This window comes from Asticcacaulis aquaticus, from assembly GCF_028550415.1.
Taxonomy (GTDB): domain Bacteria; phylum Pseudomonadota; class Alphaproteobacteria; order Caulobacterales; family Caulobacteraceae; genus Asticcacaulis; species Asticcacaulis aquaticus.
In genome coordinates, this window is the sequence record NZ_JAQQKX010000015.1 from 72050 (window position 1) to 94485 (window position 22436).

Below are 22436 nucleotides of genomic sequence, written 5' to 3' on the forward strand. Positions count from 1 at the left end.
CTCCGATGCCCTCCTTCGCCAGCGACAATACCGCCCCGATGCACCCCGCCGTTTTGGCGGCTTTGAGCGCCGTCAATAGCGGCCACATGCCGTCCTATGGGGCCGACGAGGTCACCGGGCGACTCAATGAAACGCTGCGCGAAGTGTTTGCCGCACCGCAACTGCGCGCCTTTCCGACCTTCAACGGCTCGGCGACCAACGGCGTGGCCTTGGCCGCCATGATGAAGCCGTTCGAGGCCGTGATCGCCACCCGCGACGCCCATATCCAGAACGACGAATGCGGCCTGCCGGAGTTTTTCACCGGGGCCAAAATCCTGATCGCACCCGATCATCTGGGAAAACTGACGCCCGAAGGCATAGAGCGTATTGTCGCCGGATCGAAGGATCATGCCCCCCACGCCGTCCGCCCAAAAGTCATCAGCCTGACGCAATCGACCGAGATCGGCACGGTCTATAGCGTCGCGGAATTGCAGGCCTTGCGCGCGGTCGCCGATGCGCACGACCTGCTGATCCACATGGACGGGGCGCGCCTGAGCAATGCGGTGTCATCGCTGGGCGTATCGCCGTCGGAAGCCGTGACGGGGGTCGATATATTGTCGTTTGGCGGCACCAAGGCCGGCGCAGCGCTCGCCGAGGCCGTGGTCATTTTCAATCCGGGGCTCCAGCGCGATTTCGAATACTGGCATAAGCGCATGGGGCAGTTGCCGTCCAAGATGCGCTTCGTCTCGGCGCAATTACTGGCCTTGCTGGAGGGCGATCTGTGGCTGGAACTGGCCGGTCATGCCAATGCGATGGCGAGGCGGCTGGAGGCCGGATTGGCCGGTATCGACGGCGTGTCCGTGCTCTACCCGGTCGAGGCCAATGCCCTGTTCGTCACCTTGCCGCCCAAGGTCGCGCAGGGGCTTGAAGCGGCGGCTCACAAGTTCTATCCGTGGTCGCTGGCCGGGGATAATGCCTACCGTCTGGTGTGCAGTTTCATCACTACCGCCGCGGAGGTCGATCAGTTCCTTGCCGATTGCGGCTCTCAATAATCCCCTCTCCCTTGAGGGAGAGGGCTAGGGTGAGGGGGAACTGTTAAACACATACTCGCTGCACCCTTTCCCCCTCACCCGGCCCAGTCGGGCCACCCTCTCCCTCAGGGAGAGGGAAAAAAAATGACAAGTCCATGTCCAAAACCACCGCCGCCACTGCTGCCCTCACCAAAGCCGGGATCGTCTTCGATCTCCACCCCTATGCCTACGACCCGGACGCGCCGCGCGTCGGACTGCAAGCCGCCGAGGCCCTGAACGTCGATCCGTCGCAAACCTTCAAGACCCTGATGGCCGAGGTCGACGGCAAGTGCGTCTGCGTCGTTGTGCCGTCGGACGGCGAAGTGTCGATGAAAAAGCTGGCTGCGCATTTCAAGGGCAAGTCGGCTAACATGATGAAAGTGCCCGAAGCGGAAAAGGTCACCGGCTTCAAGGTCGGTGGCATCTCGCCTTTCGGTCAGCGCAAACTGCACCCCACCGCCATCGACGAAACCGCGCAGCTTTACAACATCGTCTATATCAATGCCGGTCAGCGCGGTTTGCTCCTGAGCATCGCGCCCGAAGAGGCCTCACAATTCCTCAATGCCGGATATGTGGATTTAATGGCAGAATAATTATCCGCATGTTACCGTCCTCGGAACAGGGGGCAGGACATGCTGAAGACCGTTTTGGCGGCCATTTTTCTGATAGCGACCGATATTGCCGTCGCTCAGACCATACAGCCCTTCGATATGGGTTACCGTGATGGGGAACCTGAACGATTGACGGAATCCAGCGGCCTTGCTGAACGTAACGCAAACACGCTCATCTTGAATTTCGATGGCAAGCCCGTTGTCCGGCTTCAGGACCGCGCCACCGGTCATTGCCCGACCAATGAATGCCATATCTGGTCCTATTGGATGACGTGGCAACTGAAAACGTCGCCGGACAGCGCACCGGAACCCCACGCCCTGATTGCCTGGTATCCCGGCGAGGGCGGCAAGTTTATCCTTGTCGGCAAGGACGAGCGTCTGTTCTGGTTTGATGCCAATGTCGCCTATTCTCCCGATGGGCGTTACGTGACGGATTCAGCGATCGATGGAATTCACGAACCGGCGCAATTTCACCTGATTGATTGGACCTCGCCAGATCATGCCATCGCGTGGAAAACACCCTTTCCCTGTGAAGTTCCCGAATGGATCAGTGCGTCATCGTTCTATGTCGCATGTGAAAACTCCAAGCTGAAATCCCGCAGTTTTGCCGAGGTCCGCCTTATGCCCGACGGAAGCTGGAAATTGCGGGAATTAGGTGGCTTACCCAAAGGCATATGGCTGCTGGATGAGTTTATCGCCAAAGGCGCCAAGGTCATCACAGTACCTAAGCGCCATCTGAGAGAAGTCGTACTGACGCCGTTTCGTTACGACAGACGCCCACTCCGGCCAACCACCGAAGTCTATGATGACGTCATGAAATCCGTAGAAATCGTTAAACAGGCACATGAGAGATAGAACCGCCAAACAACCCATGATAGCTTTCCTAAATGGAGGCGAGCATGGCAGACAGCGGCGGCAATCCCTTTTTCGACCCCTTTAACCTGATGCGCTTCGCGCCGCAAACCCTGACGCAGGATATCCTGCGCGGATGGTCGCTGATCAGCATTACCGAGAACAACTCCTCGGCCCCGGACACCGAAAAGCGTATCGTCGAGCAGGAGAGCTATGGCCGACAGATCGGCAAGCTGACCGACGCCGTGCTGTGCCTGATCGACGACCTGCCCGACGATAAACGCGATGCCCAAGCCTATGTCGAACTGGCGGCGCTGAAGGACCGCATCGATAAACTCAAGGCCGAAAGCGCGACCAAGCGGCTCAACCGCTGGCAGGACGATCTGAGCCTGCTCAAAGCCAGCGACCCGGCGGAATATTCGCGGCAGATCGAGCGGTTGAAGGCGTACCTCGCCTAACGCGCTTCCTTGCCGATGGTCATGCCCTTCTGCACCGCCGGGCGCGCGCCGACCTTGGCGAACCAGGCATTGATATGCGGTGTGGCCTCCAGAAGCGCTTCCTGCTTGTAGAAGGTGCGCAGGGTGTTGATCCACGGATAGATGGCGATATCGGCGATCGAATAGTCCTCACCGGCCACGTAAGCGTGCTTCGACAGTTGCGTTTCCAGCACCTTCAACAGACGGATCGCCTCGGTCTTGTAACGGTTCTGGGCGTAGGGCACTTGCTCCGGCGCAAACACCGTGAAATGCCCCAGTTGGCCGAACATCGGCCCCAGACCGCCCATCTGCCAGTTGAGCCACTCCAGCACCTTGTAGCGCGCCTCGCCCGACGCGGGCAGCAGCTTACCGGTCTTTTCGGCCAGATAGACGAGAATGGCCCCGGTCTCGAAGACGCTGATGCCGGTTTCGTCGTCGACGATGGCCGGGATCTTGTTGTTGGGGGATATCTTGAGGAACTCCGGCTTGAACTGATCGTCCGCCCCGATATTGATCGGATTGACCTTGTACGGCAGACCCAGTTCCTCCAGCGCGATGGAGGCCTTGAAACCGTTGGGCGTCGTCCAGGTGTGCAGGGTGATCATCGCGGAAAATCCTTGTTCGGGGTGTCCCCTGTCGGGGTGTCTCAGTGCTGCGTCAGAGATAGGGGCGCAAATGTGGCGATCAAGAGGTATGGTTTTGTTTTGTCGGATATTTAGGGCTTCACCACCATCAGCCAGAACACCACCACGATCGCCGGAAAGGCCAGCGCGCCGAGGATCACCCACCAGCGCTCATAGGTCCAGTACAACGGCGGCAGGGGCTCGCCCGACAGCAAGGCCGCTTTGGACAGGTCGCGCATTCGGATCTGCATCCACACCACCGGCAGCCAGCACAGACCGGCGAACACATAGAGCAGCAACCCGCCCAGCACCCAGCCGCCGAACAGCTGAAACCCGCCCAGATGGACGAGCATAAGCCCGGTCAGAAGTTGCACCGTGACGGCGGGGGTGGTGAAAATCCAGTCGGCGATGACGACGTGCCGCGCGGCGAAGGCGATGCCCGCCACGTCCTTGCGCCGGTTGGCCATGAACATGAAAAAGGCCGTGCCGATCCCCGTCCCGAACAGGATGGTCGAGGACACGACGTGCACCCACTTGATCCACAGATAGAGCATTGATCCCCCTCCCCGACAGGCCTATGACAGGGTGATAAAGGGTAAGGGGATGATGAGCAAGACCGACGCCGATACGCTCTATCTCGTCTATGACGGCGACTGTCCGCTGTGTCGGGCGGGGGCGCAGGGCTTTCGCGTCAACAAGGCCGTCGGCCGGCTGGAAACGCTCGATGCGCGAACGACCGACCACCCGCTGATGAGTGATATCCGGACGAGCGGATTCGACCTCAATCAGGGCATCGTCGTCGCCTATCAGGGACAACTTCATCACGGCGAAGACGCTATGTACATGCTGGCCCTGATGGGGTCGTCGAGCGATGCCTTCAACCGGTTCAATGCCTGGCTGTTCCGCTCTAAGGCGCGGGTCAAATGGCTCTATCCGCTGTTGAAAGCCGGACGGCGCGTGAGCCTGAAACTGATGGGGAAAGACGAGATATGAAAACCACTTTCGAGGCCGTTTTCGACGAGCAGTGGGCCGCCCTGCCCCCGGCGCTCAAGGCGCACTATGCCAACCGGCCCTTTTCACGCGATCGCGTCACCGTCGAAGGGACGCTCGATGTCGAGATGCACCCGTGGATGCGCAAGATATCGTGGCTGATCAGGCTGACCGGCATGCTGACGCCCTATGAGGGCAAGGCCGTGCCGGTGACCGTGCATTTTCATTCCGAGCCCGACAGCAACGCCTTTGTCTTTGAGCGGATTTTCAACTTTCCGGGCCGTGAGCCGGTCGTGTTTCGCTCGCGCATGATCTCCAAACGCGCCCACCGCGTGACCGAATATATGAAAACCGGCGCAGGCTGGAAGGCGACCTATTACTACGACAATGACAAGGTCATCCTGCGCCATGCGGGCTATGTGGTACGCGTGCTGGGGATCGATATCCCCATGCCCATCGAATGGCTCGTCGGTTACGGCTACGCCTATGAACAGGCCACCGGCGAGGACAGCTTCAAGATGCACATGCAGATGTCGGGCGGGCTGCTCGACAAACCGCTCTACAGCTATGGCGGCGAGTTCCGGGTGACGGAAGTGCTCTATCGTGACTAATTCGGTGATGGTCCTCGGCGGCTACGGGAACTTCGGCAAGCGCATCGCCGACGGCCTGAGGACGCGCGGCGTGCCGGTCATCATCGCCGGGCGCGATCCGAAACGCGCCGAGGCCTGTTTCGACCTCAATACCGGGCTGGGCGAGGCCCTGGCACAGTACAGACCCGCCGTGGTCGTCCATACCGCCGGGCCGTATCAGGGCACCGATTACCACGTCGCAAAGACCTGCATCGCGGCGGGCGTCCACTATGTCGACCTGTCCGACGCGCGCGATTTCGTGGTGGGGTTCGGCGCGCTGGATGCCGAAGCCAGAGCGGCCAATGTGACGGCGATCAGCGGGGCCTCGACCGTGCCGTGCCTGTCGTCGGCGGTGATCGACCATGTCCGCGATCGGTTCGCGACACTGGACGAGGTCGATTGCGGCATCTGTCCGGGCCAAGGGGCAGAACGCGGACTGGCCACCACGGCGGCGATCCTCAGCTACGTGGGACAACCGCTAAAACCCTTCGCCGGGCATCCGAAAGCCTATGGCTGGCAGGGTTTGCGGCGGCATCGCTTCCCGCATCTGGGCCCGCGTCTGATGGGCGATTGCGACATCCCCGATCTCGATCTGTTGCCTGCGCATTACGGTTTGAAATCCATCCGGTTTGGGGCCGGGCTGGAACTGGGCTTTATCCATCTGGGGCTATGGGCCTTATCGTGGACGGTGCGCTGGCGGCTCCTGCCCTTCCCGCTGCCGAAACTGGCCACGCCGCTGTTGAAGGCCGCCGACCTGTTCGACCCGCTGGGCTCGGACGACGGCGGCATGTTCATGGTCCTGAGCGGCACCGGTCACGACGGCCAGCCCAAACAGATCGACTGGCACATTATCGCCAAGGACGGCGACGGGCCGCAAATCCCCTCGGTCCCGGCGATCCTGCTGGCCGAACGTTTAGCCAAGGGCGAGCCGCTGGCCCCCGGTGCGCGCTCCAGCCTCGGCCAGATCAGCCTCGACGACTATCTGGCCGCGCTGAAACCGTTCAACATCGTCACGGCTTAACTCGCCTTCTGCTTTTTCTTCTGTTCCTTGATGAAGATCAGCTCGTTTTTGGCGATCTCGTTCTTCGGATCGAGTTTGAGCGACTCCTTGTAGGCTTTTTCGGCCTCGTCCCACCGTCCCAGCTCAATAAGGGCGTAACCCTTGCGGCGCAGGATCGCCGCCTTGCCGGGATCGGACAGGGCCAACATGAAGTTGCCAAGATGCTTGTCGGCGGCGGCGATGGTCTCCTCGTTCCGGCCCGCCTGAGCCAGACAGAAGAGGTGCTCGGCAATCATGGCTTCGTCGAACGGATCGCGCTTAAGACCGTCTTCGAGCACCGTAATGCAGCGCCCGTAGTCGCGGCGGTCGGCATAGGCCCAGCCCAGACCGAAGGCGAGGGTCGCATAGGGCGTCGGACCGCTGAGATTGATATTGGTCTTTGTCTTGTCGTCCTTGCCACCGGCCGCCATGACCCCGATCATCAGCGAGGCCGACATATTGCTGGTATAGACCGTGATCGTCGTGTCGCAGCGTTCGGCATAATAGGGCGCCGGTGCCACCGCCATCACAGCTTCCATTTCCGGCACCATATTCAGAATGCCGGGGCGGTCGCCCTTGTTCAGGAAGGTCGTGAACTTGTCCGCCACGGTCTGCGCTGCGGCTTCGGCCGCCTTGTCGTGCGTCTGGCACGGAAAGTTCAGCAGCGGCGCCGCGTCATCCTTATCGTCGGCGGCCTGAGCGCTGCCGCTCACGGCCAGCGCCGCGCACAGAGCAACGGTTATGGTTCTGAAAAACATGAAAAAGCCCCCCGTTATGATAGCGGGAGGCTAAACCGGAACGGGTATGCTTAGCAATACTTAACCGCCGCGCAGATAGTCAGCCTTGCCCAGATCGACGCCGTTGTGACGCAGGATCGCATAGGCCGTGGTGATATGGAAAAACAGGTTCGGCAGAACGAAACCGATCACATAGCTGTAGCCGGTGAAGTTGATCTCACGCGCCGGGGTTTTCAGCACGACATCGCGCGTTTCCGCGCCTTCGAACAGGGCCGGATCGACGGATTTAATGAAATCGACGGTCTTTTGCAGGCGCTCTTTCAACTCGGCAAAGGTCGTTTCGGTGTCCGGCATGGACGGGTTTTCCGTGCCGCTCAGACGCGCCACCGCACCCTTGGCGGTGTCTGACACCGACTGAATCTGACGGCGCAACGGGTGCATGTCGAGCGCCAGACGCGCCTCGATCACCACCGACGGGTCAATCTTCTTTTCCGCCGCATAGGCCTCGGCCTTGTCGAGAATATGGGTCAGGTTTTTGATGCCGTTAAGCAGCACGGGCACGGTCATCGAATAGATATTGATTGGCGGGACGTCGGACATTTCGTTTTCTCTCTGTGGTGCGAATGCCCTCCGCAAATGGGCGGCGGACGCGTCCGATCAAGGTCTAGCGGGCCGGTTGTGGCCGATATATTTCAACTCGTTCTTCGCCTGCACATTGCCGGGTTCGTATTTCAGCGACGCGCGGAACGCCGCTTCGGCGGCGTCCCACTGTTCCAGCTCGATCAGGATATGCCCGCGCGTCCGGTAGAGCCCGGCGCGTTGCGGTCTACTCAGGTCCGTCCGCTCAAGCAGGGCGTCGATCCGCGCCTGAGCGTCATCGTATTTTTGCTGCATGAACAGGCTGAAGGCCGCTTCGTGCCCCAGTTCGACGTGCTGCGGCGAAAAGCGCAGGCCTTCGGATTGCCAGCGATAAGCGCTGTCCCAGTCTCCCGACTGGCTGATCACCCAACCCAGCGCCAGTGTGGCCTGAGCATAGATATCGAGCTTCCCCGCACAGGTCCGGTCACGCAGGTCGGGCGCACGATTGAACGCGGCCTCCAGCTCAGGCCGCAGGGCCTCCAGTGCCACCTGATCGGTCGCCTTATATAGCCGCTCCGCACGGGCAAACAGCTGCGTATCGGCGCGCGGAATATCCGGACAGGCCTCAGCCGTCGTCGCCATGATACACACCCATAAAGCGATCATCCATCTCATGCGCGCATGATCACCACAGGCCGCCGCGCACCGCAAGTTACGGTTGGGCGCTTACAGCACTTGTAACGGACCGGCGCGGTCGGCCATCGCCTCGCTGCGGAAACGCCCGTCGGTCGTCACCTGATAGTCGCGCGACGTGATCGACGACACCGACACCCACTCGGCCTCGGCGCGGTCAGGCGTGAGCGTCAACCGCACAAAGCCGTTGCGGTCGGTAGACGCCGCCAGTACCTCTGCGTTCTGATCGGTCAGCACCTTGGGCAGGTCGAAGTTTGGGATGATTTTGTCGAACCAGATGGTCGGGCTTGAGATCGCCGTGACGCCGATTTCGACGGCCACTTCCGCGCCCGTTGTGTCATGCAGCTGATTGGCCCAGGCCTGATGGCTGTCGCCCGACAGGACGATGGCGCGTGCCTTCGCCGCCTTGATCAGGTCGTAGAAGCGCTCGCGCTCCGCCGGATAGCCGTCCCAGGCATCGAGATTGAGCGGCAGGGCGTCGTCCTGACTGAAGGTCTCGACCAGCGGCTCCACCACGGCGCGGACATTGCCCGGCAGGCTGTCGAGCAGTTTTTGCACCTGCGTGTCGCCATAGACCTTGCGAAGGTTCGGTCCGGCGACCTTGGCCATGACGACCTGATTGCCGAGCACCTGCCAGCGCACACCGTCCTTGGTCGAAGCGTTGAGCGCCGTCCCCAGCCAGTCGCGTTGTGCGGCCCCCAGCAGTTCGCGTTCGGGCGCGTTGAGCTTGACGCGAAAAGCATCGAAGTCGAGCCCGGTGGCCGTCTTCGGCACGTCGGTCTGATAATCGAGCTGTTTGCTGCGCGCCAGCAGTCGCGTCTCGGTCATGAACAGCTCGGCCAATGTGCCGAAGCGGAAGCTGCGGTAGATGACCTCGCTCAGTTGCCCCGGCTGCGGGTCGCGGATCGGCATCCATTCGCGATAGGCCCGAAGCGCCACGGCCTTGCGCACCATGAAGTCGCCCTCGCGGTCCGGCTGATGATTTTCAGCACCGCTCGTCCACGGGTCGTTGCAGATTTCGTGGTCGTCGAAGACGCAAATCCACGCCGCGCGGGCGTGCGCCGCCTGAAGGTCGAGGTCGGACTTATATTGCGCGTGACGGGTGCGGTAATCGGCCAACGAGACGATCTCGTGCGGCGGGTCGGGCACCCGGCCCAGCATCCGCCCGTTGCCCATGCCGTAGTCGGTCAGCCCCGCGCCGTATTCGTACAGATAGTCGCCCAGATGGACGACGACATCGGCTTCATCGAGGTCGGCAATGGCGCGATAGGCGTTGAAATAGCCGTTCGGGTGCAGCGAACACGAGGCCACGGCCATGACCACGCGCTCGGTCTGTTCGGGCAGGGTCTTGGCCTGACCGACCGGGGATTCAACGCCGTCGCAGATAAAGCGGTAATGGTAGGTTGTGCCGGGTTTCAGCCCAGCGACATCGACCTTGACCGTATAGTCGCGTCCGGCATCAGTATAAAATTGCCCGCTGCGCACACCGGTTTTGAAGCTGGCATCGGTGGCGATCTGCCACGTCACCGCTGTCATGGCCTCAAGGCCCGACACCCGTGTCCACAGGACCAGACGGTCACGCAGCGGATCACCGGCAGCAACCCCGTGGCGGAAATGCGCGCCCTTGACGGGAGCCGGACCGGTGGCGCTGACCGCCGGGGCGGCCCCGGCCAGACCCAGCGCCATCAGGGCCTTGCGGCGATTCAGTTTGTAACCCGTCGTCATGCCCGCCGTCCCCTGCGTTGCAACACGGAACGGCCTTTAGGGTGATTTCATGACAGGCGCTTATCGCCTTTGCGACAGTTTATCCACAGGACGCTTAGAGCACGCTCCGATCTGATTGGATCGAAACCTGCTCTAAGCTTTTGTTTTGTCGCATTTCCTAACGGCAAACCGGCATCCTCTTTGCCGGGAAACGCTCTAAACCGGCAGCGGGGCGTCCGGATGGACCAGACCGGCCTGGCGCAGTTCGCGCCAGAAGTCCGCCGGGACGGTCTCGTTCAGCGCCGCGCGGTCCTCAGCTATGCGTTCCGGGCGGCTGGCCCCGGGGATGACCGCGGCGACCGCCGGATTGGCCAGAGCGAATTGCAACCCCGCCGCCTTCATGCTGATACCGTAGCGGTCGGCAATGGCCTTGATGCGCGCCACCTTGTCGAGGATGGCGGGCGTGGCAGGCGCATATTCGAAGTTCGGACCGCCGACCAGCGCGCCAGAGCTATAGGGCCCGCCCACCACGATGCCGAGGCCTTTTTCGGCGACCTGAGGCATGACGCGTTGCAGGGCCTTGTCGTGGTCGAGCAGGGTATAGCGTCCGGCCAGCAGGAAGCCGTCGGGACGCGGTTCATCAAGCGCCAGCAGCAGCTCGATCGGCTCGACGCGGTTGACGCCGAGGCCCCAGCCTTTGATGACGCCTTCGTCACGCAGGCGGTCGAGCACCCGGAACGCGCCGGTGCGGGCTTCCTCGAACTTCTCCAGCCAGCGATCGCCCCAGAAATCCTGCGCCAGATCGTGGACGAAGGCGATATCGATATGGTCGGTTTGCAGGCGCTTCAGGCTGTCTTCGATCGAGCGCAGGGTGGCGTCGGCGGTGTAGTCGTTGACGATCTTGTTGGCGCGGCCGTACTGGAACACACCGGCCTTTTCCCCGAGGTCGCGGGCGCTGATGTCCTCGACCTCATCGAGGATGACGCGGCCCACCTTGGTCGAGATGATGTAGTCGCCGCGCGGCTTGTCTTTCAGGGCCTCGCCCATGCGGATTTCCGCGAGGCCCGCGCCATAAAAGGGCGCATTGTCGTAATAGCGGATGCCGTCGTTCCAGGCGGCTTCGACGGTGGCCTGCGCCTCGGTTTCGGGGATATCGCGGAACATGTTGCCGAGCGGGGCGGCACCGAAGCCGAGCGTGCCGTTGAGAAGGGTTTTGAGGGTCATGGTCGTTTGCCTTTTAAGCGACATCCGCCGGATCGAGGACCAGCGCGGTCCGTTCGGCCAGATCGTTGATGCGGGATAGATAGGTATTGAAATGCGCGGTGCCACGGTGCGCGGCGACAGCGGCGGTATCGACATAGAGCTCGTCAAGCACGAAGCGCTCAGGATTGGCCTGATCCTGCCAGATGTCCCAGCGCAGATTGCCGGGTTCGGCGCGGCAATCGGCCACCATACCGAACAAAAGGCCTTTCAGTTCATCGACCTTGCCGGGACGGGCCGTGAGGATCGCGGTGATCTTGGTAGGGGTCATGGGATGTTCCTTTGTTTCCCCCTCTCCCCTCGTGGGGGGACAGGGGACGTTTGTTATGCTGCGACCAGCGACAGGTCGAGCGCGGTGACGAAGGCCTTCGCGATCGGATGATCCGAGCGCGGGTTCTGACCGGTGATCAGCTCACGGTCGACGATGACGTTCGGTTCGAAGTCGGTCGCCGTGGTAATGACCTCGGCCCCGGCGGTGTTCAGAGCATCGACCATGTTGAAGTACAGTTTTGCGTGCAGGATATGGTCTTCGACCACCTTTTCCTCACTATTGGAGAAGACCGTCATCCGGTAACCGGCATAGGGCCAGCCCTTCGCCAGTTCGGCGGCTTTTGGCGTGTCGCTGTCGATCAGGGCGGCACGGAAATCACGTGCGTTGGACATCGCCGAGACCACCGCCACCGGACCGTGGCACAAAAGCGCGGTAGGCTTTTGACGGTCGTGGAAGTGGCGCAGGATCTCACCCGTATCGGCGTCCTGCATCAGGTCGACGACCGGCCCCTGCCCGCCCGGGACAAAGACCCCAGCATAGGCATCGAGGCCCTCAGCGATGACCGAGCGCAGGGTGCGCACCTTGGTCATGGCCGGGTCGGTATAGAAGAAGGTCCGGGCGCGCTCATAGGCCGCCACGTCGCCGCCGAAGTGATCGGCGCTGTCCGACGCCTCGTCGATATGGGGTTGCGTGCCGTTGGGCGTCGCCAACACCACCTCATACCCCGCCTCGATCAGGGCCAGGGCCGGGACGACGGTTTCATTGAGATATTGACCGGTGGCGCCCGTGCCGCCGCCCTGAACCTCGATACGGGTGGCGTTGGAGCCGATAATCAGAACTTTGCCTTTAGTCATTTTAGCCTCCATCAAAAAACGTTTGGGGTCACATCCTCTTCGGATGCTCTGATCATGCGCCCGGCCAATCTATTTTTGAAATTTATTTGTTTGATTTAAGATATTCACAAGGCATTATAACTGGATGCGCTACGACCTGAACCTGCTGCCGGTATTCGTGACCCTTATGGAGGAGCGCAGCGTGACGCGTGCCGCCGAACGGCTGGGGATCACACAGCCCGCCCTGTCCAACGCCCTGACGCGGCTACGGACCATGATTAAGGATCAGCTGTTCGTGCGCGAGCGCTACGGGATGCAGCCGACGCCGATGGCGCAGGAGCTGGCTCCGGTGATTGCGGCGGCGCTGGCGCGGATCGACGACGTCATTCTGGGGCAGCAGGCCTTCGATCCGACGCAGGCCGAGCGGCTGTTTACCGTCGCCCCGAATGGCTATGTCGAGTTCGTGCTGGCCCCGGCCATCGTGGCGCGGTTACGGGAGCGCGCCCCCGGCATCCGCCTGCGCCTGACGCCGTTCGGCAACGATCTGAGCGAGACCGGGGTGATCTCCGGCACCACGGCGATGGTGCTGGGGCGGATGGTCGATCCGCCGGACAATCTGGTGGTCCAGCATCTAATGGACGACGGTCTGGCCTGCGTGGTCCGCGCCGATCACCCGGAGGTCGGCGACACCCTGACGCGGGAACAGTACGAACGGATGCGGCACGTCAATGTCCTGCCGCCGGGACGGCTGCGCGCCGGTCTGTTTCAGGCGCTGGAACGGCAGGGCCTGAAGCGCGAGGTCGCGGTGTCGGTGACGCACTTTCTGGCCATCCCCGAAATGATCGCGGTGACGGATTATTGCGCCACCCTGCCCCGGCTGATCTGCCGTCAGTTGCGCCACGATCCGCGGCTGAAGGTGCTCGACGCGCCAGTCGATCTGGGGACGTTTCCGGTCGAGATGGCGTGGCACGTCCGCTACCGCCACGATCCGGCCCACCGCTGGCTGCGCTCCCTGATCAGCGAGGTGGCGAAGACAGTCGCCACGTCGGAATGATTGACTTCCGGTGCAAAAGTGATATCACTTTGATATAGAAATACGGGAGGGCCCCAACCATGGCTGACGAGACGAAACCCCTGAGCGATCTGGTAGCACAGGGCTGGGAAGTTCTGAATTTCAGTACGTCGCACGACGCCAGCGGCCTGGCGATCGACAATTTCCTTCTGCGCAAGCAGAAGATGCACCGCATCCTCAGCCTGCGGGCGAAGATGATGGGCAAGGGCTATGTGGCAACGGAAAGGGATGTCTGAGATGAACACGCAACCGATAAACAGCACACGCGAACGGCCCGGCGCCGGCAGCAGCGGCGGCCTGTGGCTGCTGATCGTTCTGGTCTTGCTGGCGGGGATCGGCGTCGCCGTCGCCCTGCGCCTGATCCCGCCCGCGGTGGTGCTGGGCGTCCTGTCGCTGCTGGCCCTGTCGGGCTTCTATACGGTTCAGCCCAATCAGGCCGTGGCCATCACCGTCTTCGGCACCTATAAGGGCAGCGACCGCACGACGGGCCTGCGCTGGGTGCCCTTCTGGTACACGCGCAAAAACGTCAGCCTGCGGGTGCGCAACGTCACCAGCGAGGCGCTCAAGGTCAATGATCAACGCGGCAACCCGATCGAGATCGCCGCCAATATCGTCTGGCACGTTTCGGACTCGGCTCAGGCCCTGTTCGACGTCGACGACTATAATGTCTTCGTCAATATCCAGATCGAGACGGCCCTGCGCGAAACGGCGCGGCAATATGCCTACGATCACGCCGAGGACGGCGAACCGACCCTGCGCGACGACGCCGACGTGGTGGGCGCGCGGCTCAAGGCCGACCTTCAGCTGCGCGTCGAGGTCGCGGGCGTCACGGTCGACGAAGCCCACCTGATGCATCTGGCCTATGCGCCGGAAATCGCCGGGGCCATGCTCAAGCGTCAGCAGGCCGAGGCCGTTATCGCCGCGCGTCAGAAGATCGTCGCCGGGGCCGTCGGCATGGTCGAACAGGCGCTGGAGCAGTTGTCCGAACGCGGCGTCGTCAGCCTCGACGAAGAGCGCAAGGCGGCCATGGTGTCGAACCTGCTGGTCGTGTTGTGCGCCGACCGCGAAGCGCAGCCGGTGGTCAATACCGGCACGCTGTACGGCTGATATCGTGGCCTCGCCCGGTAAAAAAGCCTATCCCCTGCGCCTCCCGCCGGAGGTGCTGATGGCGGTCGAGCGTCTGGCCGCGGCCGAACTGCGCTCGACCAACGCCCAGCTTGAGATGCTGCTGCGCGAAGCCCTGACCCGTCGCGGTGTGCGTTTGCCCGCGCCGGGGGAGGAGGCGTAGCGTTACGGCCTCGGATCATCGCGAATTTGCAGTGCGTAGACCAATGCCCAATCCTGATCATTGGCGTAAGGGTCAGAAAAGTGACCCTGACCGCCATTAACCGTAAGCGGATAGACGAATGCGGCGAAGCCCTTTCCATCCGCCGTAAACAGACTCAGATTGTTTCGGATGATGTTATCCGCACGAACGGCCCACTCGTTTTGACCGGTTGCAATGGCGTAGTGATGGAAAACGCCCGCTGTAATCGCTGACCAATAGTGGGGGAAGGTATCGCCCCAGGTTTTGAACTTCCCGAACCAGTAGGCATCCCAATGACGAATGGCGACATCGTTCATGTGATGGTCGGGCTGACGTCCATTAAACAGTGACAGCAATTCGACGTTGGGCTTCGCCGCTGTTAGCCATTTCTTATCCCCGGTGATACGGTGCAATTCGACAAGAATGGCGGCGGCGGGTCCGACTATGGACTGCTCGTAATTGACTTCACTTGTCGGGTAATGGATGCCGCGCGTGGATATTCTGTCGCCGTGACGGATAAACAGGTCGAGCACCCGTTGCGCGTCTGCCGCCAGCCCTGCCGCACGCAGCGCCCTCACCCCATCATAGACCGGCAATTGAATGGGATAGAACTCGGCACCTCCGTGTGCGTAAAAGTTCTCTATTGTCTTGACGAAGGCGGCATAGGCCTCTTTTGCGCTGGTAAGTCTCGCATATTCCAGATAAAAGACCGCCACCCACGGCCAGTTATAAAGACGCTCGCGATCCGATTTGACGCCGTTCTTGACGAAACCGTCAGGTCGTTGGATTTTCGTTGAGATGAAGGTGTAGTAGCGGTCGAGAGCCGCTCTTAAGCGTGGGGTCTTATCGGAGTGCATCCGAAGCCATTGGGCTAGCAGAACCCCCATCCCCAATCGCTCGCGCGCTTCATTTCGATCGGACATGCTATCAAAAAGCACCTGAACATTGGCCGCCGTATCGTAGACCACAAAAGCGCCATCTCGCTCATCCGTCGGGTCGTTGACCTGCTGGCGATCGACGATGTAATTGATACGAGCCTTGATCAGGTCATCTAATTTGGGGACGACGTTCATACGAACGAAAGCGTCTCTTCCATTTGGCGCGATCAGACGTGCGGTGATTTCTCCGGGTTTAGACGGCGTAAACTGTCCTTTGCCATTGCTGAAAGGGACGGTCGTGTTCGTCAATCTGAGTTCACCCGAGGAGGTATCGGCCCCCTTCACGGCAAACTGAATCGTCTCTCCCACATAGGCGGTATATGGACTAGCGTCGAACTGGACAAAGGCCGAGGAGTACCGAGCGCATTTTGCAAAAAAATCGTCCCAGCCACTGTGCCAGAAGATAGTCCATGCGACGGCTTTTGTTTCACCCGGAGCCAGTTGGAGGCTGGGGTGTAGCAGGAAAGTCCCGCGCGTGTTCGAGGACGTCACCTGATCGCGACCACTGTTTCCATAACCCGCCAAATAGCCTTCGGTCAGGACCAGTCCCAGATGCGCTCCCTCCCCGCCCATGCGGAATGCGGCTACCCACGAAGACGTGCCGCCCGCCCAGATATGGGCGTGACAGCGATTGCGCAGGACATCTGCCGACGACGTATAGTGGTCATTGAACGGCACATAGATGGCGGCTCCCATGTGATCGCGGCGGCTGATATCCAAGGGTGTCGAGCCCGTGTTGGTAAAGGCATAACGCTCTTTAAACACCTCACCTTCCAGTGAGCGGCTAACCTCCAGTTTAAGAGGTCCGAGTTCATAGGTGAGTTTCGCCGTGTCTTTCGTTAGAATAACGGATTTTGGCGCGTCCCAACGTCCGCGATGCAAATAGCCTGAACCCAGATCGGCAAAGCCCATGCCCCATTGCACGGATCGCATTTGCCACGGGGCATTGTCCGTAGCGCTCAACCAGTTGGTTGCGAATGGATCAGAGGGATTGGATATTTCCGTAATCGAACCGTTGGCTTTGTCGATTGAAACCCGGAAGTATTTGTTTGAAAGCCCATTTTCTTGAGGCGTTGCGTGTGCGGTCGACACCGACGCAGCCGTTACAGCGCCAAATCCAAAGGCTTTCAAAAAACCTCGGCGCTCGATCCTACGTCCGTTCATGTTTGCTCCCTTGTCAAATATCACGGCGCTGTAATTTTTTATATGTTAGCGCTACCTTTAACTTGCATAACCGATCCACATGAAAACTTCCAGCATAAATATTACAATTAAAAATGGATGACGCTGAGGAAAACGAGTCCGACGCCTACCGGCATAACTAGAGCCTGAAATACCTAAACGACACGAAAAACCCCGCCCTGATCGCTCAGGGCAGGGTTTTCGTTTAATTCGGATATCCTTAGTAATTCACCCGCACCGTGACGCCGACCATGCGCGGTTCGCCCGCGATGAAGGTCGCCACGCCGAGGTTGTCGCCGGTGTTGCCCGCGTCCTTGATATAGGCTTCGTCGGTCAGGTTATCGGCGAAGACCTCCACCGACCATGACGTCCCTTGGGGGGCCTTTTTCGGCGCGAAACCGAGGCGCAGGTTGAGCAGGCCATAGGCCTTCTGCTTTTCGTCCTGCACCGTGTCGCCGACCGGGCGCAGGTTCGGCACGGCGGTCTGGAACTTCGCCAAATCGTTGTCGTTCTCAAAAAAGACCTCCGACTGCCAGGTATAGGTCGGGGTGACCCAAAACCGCAGGGCCTCGGTGTGGAACTTGAACCGCCCACCCAGAGAGACGCTATGATCCGGGCTCAGGCGGAAGCGGTTGCCCTTGTACAGGCCGTTGCCGAAGCGCGCGTGATTATAGGCGTAGGTGGCGAAGATATCCGCGCCCGGCGTCAGGCGATAATAGGCCTGCGTCTCCAGACCGTAGGCGTCCGCCTCACCCGCGCTGACCGTGATCAGGCCGCCGGTCGAGGTCGCCACCTGCGTCTGGAAGTTCTCGTACTTATAACCATAGACCGCCGTGTCCCAGCTCAGGCGGCCGCCCAGCAGGCGCGTCTTGAGACCCAGTTCGAGGCTATCGACCGTCTCGGCGGCGGCTTCGGTGAAGGTCGGCTGGGCCAGTGGCGTCGCACCCGAGTCGCCCGACAGGACCTTGGGCTGACGGCCACGCGCCACCGAGACGTAGCCGTTGACCGTGTCGCTAAACAGGTAACGGCCCACGAGGCGATAGGTGACGCCGTCGTCGCTGAAGTCGCGGCTGACGACATTGCCGTTACCCGGCGTCGGCTGCTTGAAGATGCCGACCGGCGGCAGGCCCGCCACGGCAGCCTGCGTCACCGCGGCGGTCCATTGCCCGATCAGGGCCTGCGACGGCGCGGTGCCGGTTTGCATAAAATACTGCGTCGCCAGTTGATTGACCTGCGCGCTGATCGCGGGGCTCAATTGCGACGCGGCGGCCAGCACGGACGGGGACTCGACACTGGCCGCATAGCCCGAGGTCTTGTCGTCCTGCGTGTAGCGGATACCGGCGCTCAGTTCGAATTTCGGTGTCACGCGCCACGTCGCGTCGGCATAGGCGTCGACCGACTTGGTCTCGCCGAAGGTCGTCGAGACTTCGCGGTGAGCGGTGTTCAGGTACGGGGCCAGCGGCCCGAAGGCGGCATTGGCCGTGGCTTGCAGCACCGGCAGGGACTGCGGCGTCGGGCGGTTGAGGGCGTTGGCGAGGAACAGGCCGGCGGCGCGCTCGTCGAACTGCAGCGGCACGGCGGTCGAGGCCTCTTCCTTGAAATAGCTGAGGCCCGCGAACCACGAGACGGCATGGCCCGCATCGTAGTTGAGGCGCAGTTCCTGCGACCACTGTGAACCTTTGGCGATTTCGGCGGCGGTCAGAAGGCCGAGCGACATGCCGTCGGCGTCGAACACTTCCGAGGCGCTGAACCGGCGGTGCGCCGAGATCGACGACAGGCTCCAGGCGTCGTTCAGCACCCAGCGGCCCAGCAGGGTCGTGCCGGTCACCGTGCGCTCAAGGCCGAGGTCGCGGTTCATGAACCCGTCCGACAGGGCCGCGCCGCCGAACGGCGTACGGTCGCCCAGCACCGCCCCGGTATTGGGGTTGGTCGGGTTCCACGTCCCCGACTTGAAGGCCGTGCCCGGCGTCGAGTCCTTTTGCGTATTGACGATCAGGTCGAAGCCGAGCGCATCCGAGGGCGTCCACGCCGCCGACAGACGCAGGGCATCGGTGCCCAGACCGTTGAAATCCTCACCGCCCAGCAGGTTCTCGACAGAACCGTCGCGGTGCTTGGTGCGGCCCGCCACACGAACCGCAAAGGTGTCGCCCAGCGGCACATTGACCATGGCATCGACCATGCGGAAATCATAGTCGCCGACACTGACGGCGGCCTTGGCGTCCAGCACCGGTTTGGCCTTGGCCTGAATGATATTGACCGCCCCGATCAGTGCGCTGCGCCCGAACAGGGTCGATTGCGGGCCCTTGGCCACCTCGACGCGCTCAAGGTCGAACAGCTCGACATAAGACCCGCGCGATCGCGAAATGCTCACCCCGTCCTGAAACACCGAAACGCGGGTTTCCGCTGTCGCCGTGCCCGAATCGGAGGTGACGCCGCGCATGACGAAGCCCGGATTGTTCGGCGACTGGTCCTGCACCTCGAAGCCCGGTACGAACAGGGCCAGTTCGGCGAAATCGGTGATGCCGACATCGGTCAGGAAGCTGTTGCTCAGGCCCGTCACCGCCGCCGGAACGTTGAGCAGTTTCTGCTCGCGCTTTTGCACCGTGACGACGATTTCGGGGATAGCCTCGTCATTTGCGGTCTGCGCACAGACCGGCGCGGCGGCCATAAGGGCAAGGGCGGAAACGGCCATAAGGGCACGGCATGACGACATGGGAAAACCTGCGAACAAAGGGATAGGACCTTATCTCGTTGCAGGCTTAACGAAACCTTATGACAGTCGCGTTGCGCTTTGGTGTCAGTTGTGGTTTGCGGCAAGGATGTCACGAAAAGGCGACAGTACGTGTCGTATGGAAATCTGATAATTCTGCCTGCGTTTTTATTTTTATCGCGGTACACCCTCTTGCAAGCCATAACGGTAACTCTTATAGTTACGTTTAGTCGCATACACCCTTTCTATCTCAGAGGACATCGCCATGAAGACCCTGTTCAAATCCGCCGCCGTTGCCGCCGCCCTGCTCGCCGGCAGCCTGACGCCCGCCTTCGCCGCGCCCGAAACCTACGCCCTTGAGGCCACCCACACCGAAGTCGTCTTCTCGTGGACGCACTTCGGCTTCTCGAAGCCGACCGGCAAGTTCATGAACGCCGTCGGTACGCTGGTGCTCGACGAAGCCGCCCCGGCAACCTCAAAGGTCGAAGTGACCTTCGCCATCGACGGTATCAATACCGGCGTTGCCGCCCTCGACACGCACCTTAAGGGTAAGGACTTCTTCGACGCCGCCACCTACCCGACCGCGACCTTCAAGTCGACCAAGGTCGAGGTCACCGGTAAAGATACCGCCAAGGTGACCGGCGACCTGACCATCCACGGCGTCACCAAGCCGGTCACGCTCGACGTCAAGCTGAACAAGGTTGGCGAGAACATGAGGAAGGTGAAGACCGCTGGCTTCTCGGCCACTGGCGCCATCAAGCGTTCGGACTTCGGCATCGGCGCCTATGTCCCCGCTGTCGGCGACGACATCACGCTGCAAATCACCGCCGAAGCCAACAAGAAGTAAGCTGAGTTTACGCCTAAACCTACAGGAGCGGGCGCAATCCAATTGCGCCCGTTCTTTTTTGGAGACCCGTTATGTCCGCGAAAATGCCCACCCTCTATATTCCGCATGGCGGCGGTCCGTGCTTTTTCATGGACTGGAACCCGCCGCATGTCTGGGACCGGATGGGAGACTATCTACGCGACATCCCCGCTCAGGTGGGCCAGACCCCCAAGGCCATACTGGTGATTTCCGCGCACTGGATGACCGAGCACTTTACGGTGCAGACCAAGGCGCGACCGGGGATGTTGTTCGACTATTACGGCTTTCCCGACCATACCTATCAGCTGAAATACCCCGCGCCCGGCTCTCCGGAACTGGCCGAGCGCGTCATCGAACTGGCGGCCGAGGCGGGTATCCCCGTCGATCGCGATTCTGAGCGCGACTACGACCACGGCGTCTTCGTGCCGTTCCTGCTGATGTATCCCGACGCCAATATCCCCGTCGTGCAGCTGTCGATCAAGCGCAACTGGAACCCCGAAGACCATATCGCATTGGGTAAGGCGCTGGCCCCACTACGGGACGAAGGCGTGCTGATTGTCGCCTCGGGCATGAGCTTCCATGATCTGAAAGCCCTGATCCGCGGGACGCTGGTGCACGAACCGGTCAATGGCTCGCACCATTTCAACGACTGGCTCAACGACACCCTGACCGGCCACAGCGGGACGCAACGCGAAGCGCTTCTGGCCGACTGGTCGCGTGGGGCTGGGGCGCGTATCGCCCATCCCCACGAAGACCATCTGGTGCCGCTGTTCATTGCTGCCGGCGCCGCCGGTGAGGATACAGGCGTGCGGACCTATGACGAGACGCTGCGTCCGATGAATACGGCGGTCAGCGGGTTTCAGTTCGGGTAAGGGTAGACGAGTTGGCAGGATTTTTACGCAAGATGACAAGCTGCCAACTTCCGTAAACCAGCGCACAACGGCATAGTGCCTCCATCAAAGGAGAGACGCCCCATGTACGACCTGCACATCGCCAACAAGAACTATTCCTCGTGGTCCCTGCGCCCGTGGGTGCTGCTGCGGGAACTGGATATCCCCTTCACCGAGCATCAGCACTATTTCACCACGCCGGTTGGGGAAAACGTTCAGTTCAAAGCCTTTTCCCCGACGGCGCTGGTCCCGGCACTTCAGGACGACGGGACGACGGTGTGGGATTCGCTGGCCATCGCCGAATATGTCCATGAGGCGCATCCGGCGGTCTGGCCGGGTGACCGCGAGGCGCGCGCCTTCGCCCGGTCGGCGGCCGCAGAAATGCACTCCGGCTTTTCGGCCCTGCGCAACACCTGCACCATGAATTGCGGATTACGCATCGACCTGAACGATGTTTCCGCGCCTCTGCTGCGCAACATAGACCGCTTGGACGCCCTGTTCCGCGAAGGACTGGAGCGCTTCGGCGGGCCGTTTTTAGCCGGTCCGGCCTTCACCGCTGTCGATGCCTTCTACTGTCCGGTCGCGTTTCGCGTCCAGACCTACGGCCTGACGCTGAGTGCGCCATCGCAGGCCTATATCGAGCGCTTGCTGAACCTGCCCTCGATGCAGGCCTGGTATGCCGAGGCCATAGGCGAGGCCGAACGCGAACCAGAGCACGAGGACGAAGCACAAGCCGCCGGAACGATCACGGCCGATTATCGTATAGGGTAAGAATTGTCCGGCGGGAGACACGTCCGGAGCCTCCCGCCGCGGCAGGTCGCCTCTTAAAGGCGCGCCTGCCGTTTACGCGCCGGGGCCGCTGCGCAGCGGCCAGCAAAAGTCCTGAACAGGGCTATCAGCCCCATCCAAGCCGGCGGGTAAAGCGGAGGACGACCTCAAACAGGCCAAAAAGGTCGGGACGGTGCGGGGGGATATAGACTTCGGTCGCGCGCTGGACCTGGGACGGCAGGTTCGCACGGGCATCGGCGCGCAGCGCCGGGAAAGACGGATCAGGGGTACGCATTACTCAACACCAAAATTTACACACTCAAAGCCTACAGGCTGAGATCATCGAACGTAACCACGTT

The 22436-nt window shown here is 61.3% G+C and carries 26 protein-coding genes; 14 read left to right on the plus strand and 12 right to left on the minus strand.

What is annotated here, in order from left to right:
* Positions 1-5: 5 nt before the first annotated feature.
* The 4 genes from PQU92_RS16000 (at position 6) to PQU92_RS16015 (ending at position 2970) form a co-directional block, all read left to right on the plus strand.
* Positions 6-1031, plus strand: a complete 1026-nt coding sequence (locus tag PQU92_RS16000) for a threonine aldolase family protein (protein WP_272749256.1) — start codon at positions 6-8, stop codon at positions 1029-1031.
* Positions 1032-1165: 134 nt separating this feature from the next.
* Complete coding sequence (ybaK, locus tag PQU92_RS16005; RefSeq protein WP_272749257.1) at positions 1166-1642, plus strand: Cys-tRNA(Pro) deacylase; 477 nt, start codon at positions 1166-1168, stop codon at positions 1640-1642.
* Positions 1643-1681: 39 nt separating this feature from the next.
* A complete protein-coding gene (locus PQU92_RS16010; RefSeq protein ID WP_272749258.1) occupies positions 1682-2515 on the plus strand; it encodes a hypothetical protein in 834 nt (277 codons plus the stop codon).
* Positions 2516-2559: 44 nt separating this feature from the next.
* Positions 2560-2970, plus strand: coding sequence for a hypothetical protein (locus PQU92_RS16015; protein WP_272749259.1), 411 nt, complete (start codon positions 2560-2562; stop codon positions 2968-2970).
* On the opposite strand, the gene PQU92_RS16020 is transcribed toward PQU92_RS16015, so the two are convergent.
* Both PQU92_RS16020 and PQU92_RS16025 read right to left on the minus strand, forming a co-directional pair.
* On the minus strand, positions 2967-3593 hold the full coding sequence (locus PQU92_RS16020; RefSeq protein ID WP_272749260.1) for a glutathione S-transferase family protein: 627 nt from the start codon (positions 3591-3593) through the stop codon (positions 2967-2969). The genes PQU92_RS16015 and PQU92_RS16020 overlap by 4 nt on opposite strands.
* A gap of 110 nt (positions 3594-3703) precedes the next feature.
* Positions 3704-4165: a DUF2269 family protein gene (locus PQU92_RS16025; protein WP_272749261.1), complete on the minus strand. Its 462-nt coding sequence runs from the start codon at positions 4163-4165 to the stop codon at positions 3704-3706.
* A 49-nt stretch (positions 4166-4214) separates the two neighbouring features.
* On the opposite strand from PQU92_RS16025, the gene PQU92_RS16030 reads away from it, so the two are divergent.
* The 3 genes from PQU92_RS16030 to PQU92_RS16040 are packed head-to-tail and all read left to right on the plus strand — an operon-like array spanning position 4215 to position 6251.
* Positions 4215-4604, plus strand: coding sequence for a DCC1-like thiol-disulfide oxidoreductase family protein (locus PQU92_RS16030; protein ID WP_272749262.1), 390 nt, complete (start codon positions 4215-4217; stop codon positions 4602-4604).
* Complete coding sequence (locus PQU92_RS16035) at positions 4601-5212, plus strand: DUF4166 domain-containing protein (RefSeq protein WP_272749263.1); 612 nt, start codon at positions 4601-4603, stop codon at positions 5210-5212. The genes PQU92_RS16030 and PQU92_RS16035 overlap by 4 nt, the downstream gene beginning before the upstream one ends.
* Positions 5205-6251 carry a saccharopine dehydrogenase family protein gene (locus PQU92_RS16040; RefSeq protein ID WP_272749264.1) on the plus strand — a complete coding sequence of 349 codons (1047 nt, stop codon included), beginning with the start codon at positions 5205-5207 and terminating at the stop codon, positions 6249-6251. The genes PQU92_RS16035 and PQU92_RS16040 overlap by 8 nt, the downstream gene beginning before the upstream one ends.
* Here the strand turns inward: PQU92_RS16040 and PQU92_RS16045 are convergent.
* From PQU92_RS16045 to PQU92_RS16075, 7 genes are all read right to left on the minus strand, one after another.
* Positions 6248-7027, minus strand: coding sequence for a tetratricopeptide repeat protein (locus tag PQU92_RS16045; RefSeq protein WP_272749265.1), 780 nt, complete (start codon positions 7025-7027; stop codon positions 6248-6250). The two genes, PQU92_RS16040 and PQU92_RS16045, sit on opposite strands and share 4 nt — an antisense overlap.
* A 60-nt stretch (positions 7028-7087) precedes the next feature.
* The gene (locus PQU92_RS16050; RefSeq protein ID WP_272749266.1) at positions 7088-7606 is read right to left on the minus strand and encodes a DUF1993 domain-containing protein; all 519 of its coding nucleotides are present in this window, start codon (positions 7604-7606) and stop codon (positions 7088-7090) included.
* 57 nt (positions 7607-7663) lie between these two features.
* Complete coding sequence (locus PQU92_RS16055; RefSeq protein ID WP_272749267.1) at positions 7664-8227, minus strand: hypothetical protein; 564 nt, start codon at positions 8225-8227, stop codon at positions 7664-7666.
* A gap of 84 nt (positions 8228-8311) precedes the next feature.
* A complete protein-coding gene (locus PQU92_RS16060) occupies positions 8312-10003 on the minus strand; it encodes an alkaline phosphatase D family protein (RefSeq protein WP_272749268.1) in 1692 nt (563 codons plus the stop codon).
* Between the two features lie 195 nt (positions 10004-10198).
* Positions 10199-11206 (minus strand): aldo/keto reductase, encoded by a 1008-nt coding sequence (locus PQU92_RS16065; RefSeq protein WP_272749269.1) that lies wholly within the window; start codon positions 11204-11206, stop codon positions 10199-10201.
* A 13-nt stretch (positions 11207-11219) separates the two neighbouring features.
* On the minus strand, positions 11220-11513 hold the full coding sequence (locus PQU92_RS16070; RefSeq protein ID WP_272749270.1) for a putative quinol monooxygenase: 294 nt from the start codon (positions 11511-11513) through the stop codon (positions 11220-11222).
* Between the two features lie 53 nt (positions 11514-11566).
* A complete protein-coding gene (locus PQU92_RS16075; protein ID WP_272749271.1) occupies positions 11567-12367 on the minus strand; it encodes a type 1 glutamine amidotransferase domain-containing protein in 801 nt (266 codons plus the stop codon).
* 124 nt (positions 12368-12491) lie between these two features.
* On the opposite strand from PQU92_RS16075, the gene PQU92_RS16080 reads away from it, so the two are divergent.
* From PQU92_RS16080 to PQU92_RS16095, 4 genes are read left to right on the plus strand one after another with little or no spacing between them, the layout of a single operon-like run.
* Positions 12492-13400: a LysR family transcriptional regulator gene (locus PQU92_RS16080; protein ID WP_272749272.1), complete on the plus strand. Its 909-nt coding sequence runs from the start codon at positions 12492-12494 to the stop codon at positions 13398-13400.
* Positions 13401-13459: 59 nt separating this feature from the next.
* Entirely contained in the window at positions 13460-13654 is a 195-nt protein-coding gene (locus PQU92_RS16085) for a hypothetical protein (RefSeq protein WP_272749273.1), read from the plus strand.
* A gap of 1 nt (position 13655) precedes the next feature.
* Positions 13656-14525 (plus strand): SPFH domain-containing protein, encoded by an 870-nt coding sequence (locus PQU92_RS16090; protein WP_272749274.1) that lies wholly within the window; start codon positions 13656-13658, stop codon positions 14523-14525.
* Positions 14526-14529: 4 nt separating this feature from the next.
* Positions 14530-14706 (plus strand): type II toxin-antitoxin system antitoxin, encoded by a 177-nt coding sequence (locus tag PQU92_RS16095; protein ID WP_272749275.1) that lies wholly within the window; start codon positions 14530-14532, stop codon positions 14704-14706.
* Between the two features lie 2 nt (positions 14707-14708).
* Here PQU92_RS16095 and PQU92_RS16100 read toward each other — a convergent pair whose 3' ends face one another.
* Both PQU92_RS16100 and PQU92_RS16105 read right to left on the minus strand, forming a co-directional pair.
* Entirely contained in the window at positions 14709-16826 is a 2118-nt protein-coding gene (locus PQU92_RS16100) for a hypothetical protein (protein WP_272749276.1), read from the minus strand.
* 238 nt (positions 16827-17064) lie between these two features.
* Positions 17065-19557 (minus strand): TonB-dependent receptor, encoded by a 2493-nt coding sequence (locus tag PQU92_RS16105; protein ID WP_272749277.1) that lies wholly within the window; start codon positions 19555-19557, stop codon positions 17065-17067.
* Between the two features lie 262 nt (positions 19558-19819).
* On the opposite strand from PQU92_RS16105, the gene PQU92_RS16110 reads away from it, so the two are divergent.
* The 3 genes from PQU92_RS16110 to PQU92_RS16120 all read left to right on the plus strand — a co-directional run bounded on the left by PQU92_RS16110 (position 19820) and on the right by PQU92_RS16120 (position 22080).
* Positions 19820-20401 (plus strand): YceI family protein, encoded by a 582-nt coding sequence (locus PQU92_RS16110; RefSeq protein ID WP_272749278.1) that lies wholly within the window; start codon positions 19820-19822, stop codon positions 20399-20401.
* A 71-nt stretch (positions 20402-20472) separates the two neighbouring features.
* The gene (locus tag PQU92_RS16115; protein ID WP_272749279.1) at positions 20473-21291 is read left to right on the plus strand and encodes a DODA-type extradiol aromatic ring-opening family dioxygenase; all 819 of its coding nucleotides are present in this window, start codon (positions 20473-20475) and stop codon (positions 21289-21291) included.
* A 102-nt stretch (positions 21292-21393) separates the two neighbouring features.
* Positions 21394-22080, plus strand: a complete 687-nt coding sequence (locus tag PQU92_RS16120) for a glutathione S-transferase family protein (RefSeq protein ID WP_272749280.1) — start codon at positions 21394-21396, stop codon at positions 22078-22080.
* Between the two features lie 124 nt (positions 22081-22204).
* Here PQU92_RS16120 and PQU92_RS16125 read toward each other — a convergent pair whose 3' ends face one another.
* The gene (locus tag PQU92_RS16125) at positions 22205-22372 is read right to left on the minus strand and encodes a hypothetical protein (RefSeq protein WP_272749281.1); all 168 of its coding nucleotides are present in this window, start codon (positions 22370-22372) and stop codon (positions 22205-22207) included.
* Positions 22373-22436: the final 64 nt, after the last annotated feature.

Bases quoted from the DNA above. Each gene is read 5' to 3' on its own strand.
- PQU92_RS16000 (WP_272749256.1), top strand. From the start codon at position 6: ATGCCCTCCTTCGCCAGCGACAATACCGCCCCGATGCACCCCGCCGTT.
- ybaK (WP_272749257.1), top strand. From the start codon at position 1,166: ATGTCCAAAACCACCGCCGCCACTGCTGCCCTCACCAAAGCCGGGATC.
- PQU92_RS16010 (WP_272749258.1), top strand. From the start codon at position 1,682: ATGCTGAAGACCGTTTTGGCGGCCATTTTTCTGATAGCGACCGATATT.
- PQU92_RS16015 (WP_272749259.1), top strand. From the start codon at position 2,560: ATGGCAGACAGCGGCGGCAATCCCTTTTTCGACCCCTTTAACCTGATG.
- PQU92_RS16020 (WP_272749260.1), bottom strand. From the start codon at position 3,593: ATGATCACCCTGCACACCTGGACGACGCCCAACGGTTTCAAGGCCTCC.
- PQU92_RS16025 (WP_272749261.1), bottom strand. From the start codon at position 4,165: ATGCTCTATCTGTGGATCAAGTGGGTGCACGTCGTGTCCTCGACCATC.
- PQU92_RS16030 (WP_272749262.1), top strand. From the start codon at position 4,215: ATGATGAGCAAGACCGACGCCGATACGCTCTATCTCGTCTATGACGGC.
- PQU92_RS16035 (WP_272749263.1), top strand. From the start codon at position 4,601: ATGAAAACCACTTTCGAGGCCGTTTTCGACGAGCAGTGGGCCGCCCTG.
- PQU92_RS16045 (WP_272749265.1), bottom strand. From the start codon at position 7,027: ATGTTTTTCAGAACCATAACCGTTGCTCTGTGCGCGGCGCTGGCCGTG.
- PQU92_RS16050 (WP_272749266.1), bottom strand. From the start codon at position 7,606: ATGTCCGACGTCCCGCCAATCAATATCTATTCGATGACCGTGCCCGTG.
- PQU92_RS16055 (WP_272749267.1), bottom strand. From the start codon at position 8,227: ATGGCGACGACGGCTGAGGCCTGTCCGGATATTCCGCGCGCCGATACG.
- PQU92_RS16060 (WP_272749268.1), bottom strand. From the start codon at position 10,003: ATGACGACGGGTTACAAACTGAATCGCCGCAAGGCCCTGATGGCGCTG.
- PQU92_RS16065 (WP_272749269.1), bottom strand. From the start codon at position 11,206: ATGACCCTCAAAACCCTTCTCAACGGCACGCTCGGCTTCGGTGCCGCC.
- PQU92_RS16070 (WP_272749270.1), bottom strand. From the start codon at position 11,513: ATGACCCCTACCAAGATCACCGCGATCCTCACGGCCCGTCCCGGCAAG.
- PQU92_RS16075 (WP_272749271.1), bottom strand. From the start codon at position 12,367: ATGACTAAAGGCAAAGTTCTGATTATCGGCTCCAACGCCACCCGTATC.
- PQU92_RS16080 (WP_272749272.1), top strand. From the start codon at position 12,492: ATGCGCTACGACCTGAACCTGCTGCCGGTATTCGTGACCCTTATGGAG.
- PQU92_RS16085 (WP_272749273.1), top strand. From the start codon at position 13,460: ATGGCTGACGAGACGAAACCCCTGAGCGATCTGGTAGCACAGGGCTGG.
- PQU92_RS16090 (WP_272749274.1), top strand. From the start codon at position 13,656: ATGAACACGCAACCGATAAACAGCACACGCGAACGGCCCGGCGCCGGC.
- PQU92_RS16100 (WP_272749276.1), bottom strand. From the start codon at position 16,826: ATGAACGGACGTAGGATCGAGCGCCGAGGTTTTTTGAAAGCCTTTGGA.
- PQU92_RS16105 (WP_272749277.1), bottom strand. From the start codon at position 19,557: ATGTCGTCATGCCGTGCCCTTATGGCCGTTTCCGCCCTTGCCCTTATG.
- PQU92_RS16110 (WP_272749278.1), top strand. From the start codon at position 19,820: ATGAAGACCCTGTTCAAATCCGCCGCCGTTGCCGCCGCCCTGCTCGCC.
- PQU92_RS16115 (WP_272749279.1), top strand. From the start codon at position 20,473: ATGTCCGCGAAAATGCCCACCCTCTATATTCCGCATGGCGGCGGTCCG.
- PQU92_RS16120 (WP_272749280.1), top strand. From the start codon at position 21,394: ATGTACGACCTGCACATCGCCAACAAGAACTATTCCTCGTGGTCCCTG.
- PQU92_RS16125 (WP_272749281.1), bottom strand. From the start codon at position 22,372: ATGCGTACCCCTGATCCGTCTTTCCCGGCGCTGCGCGCCGATGCCCGT.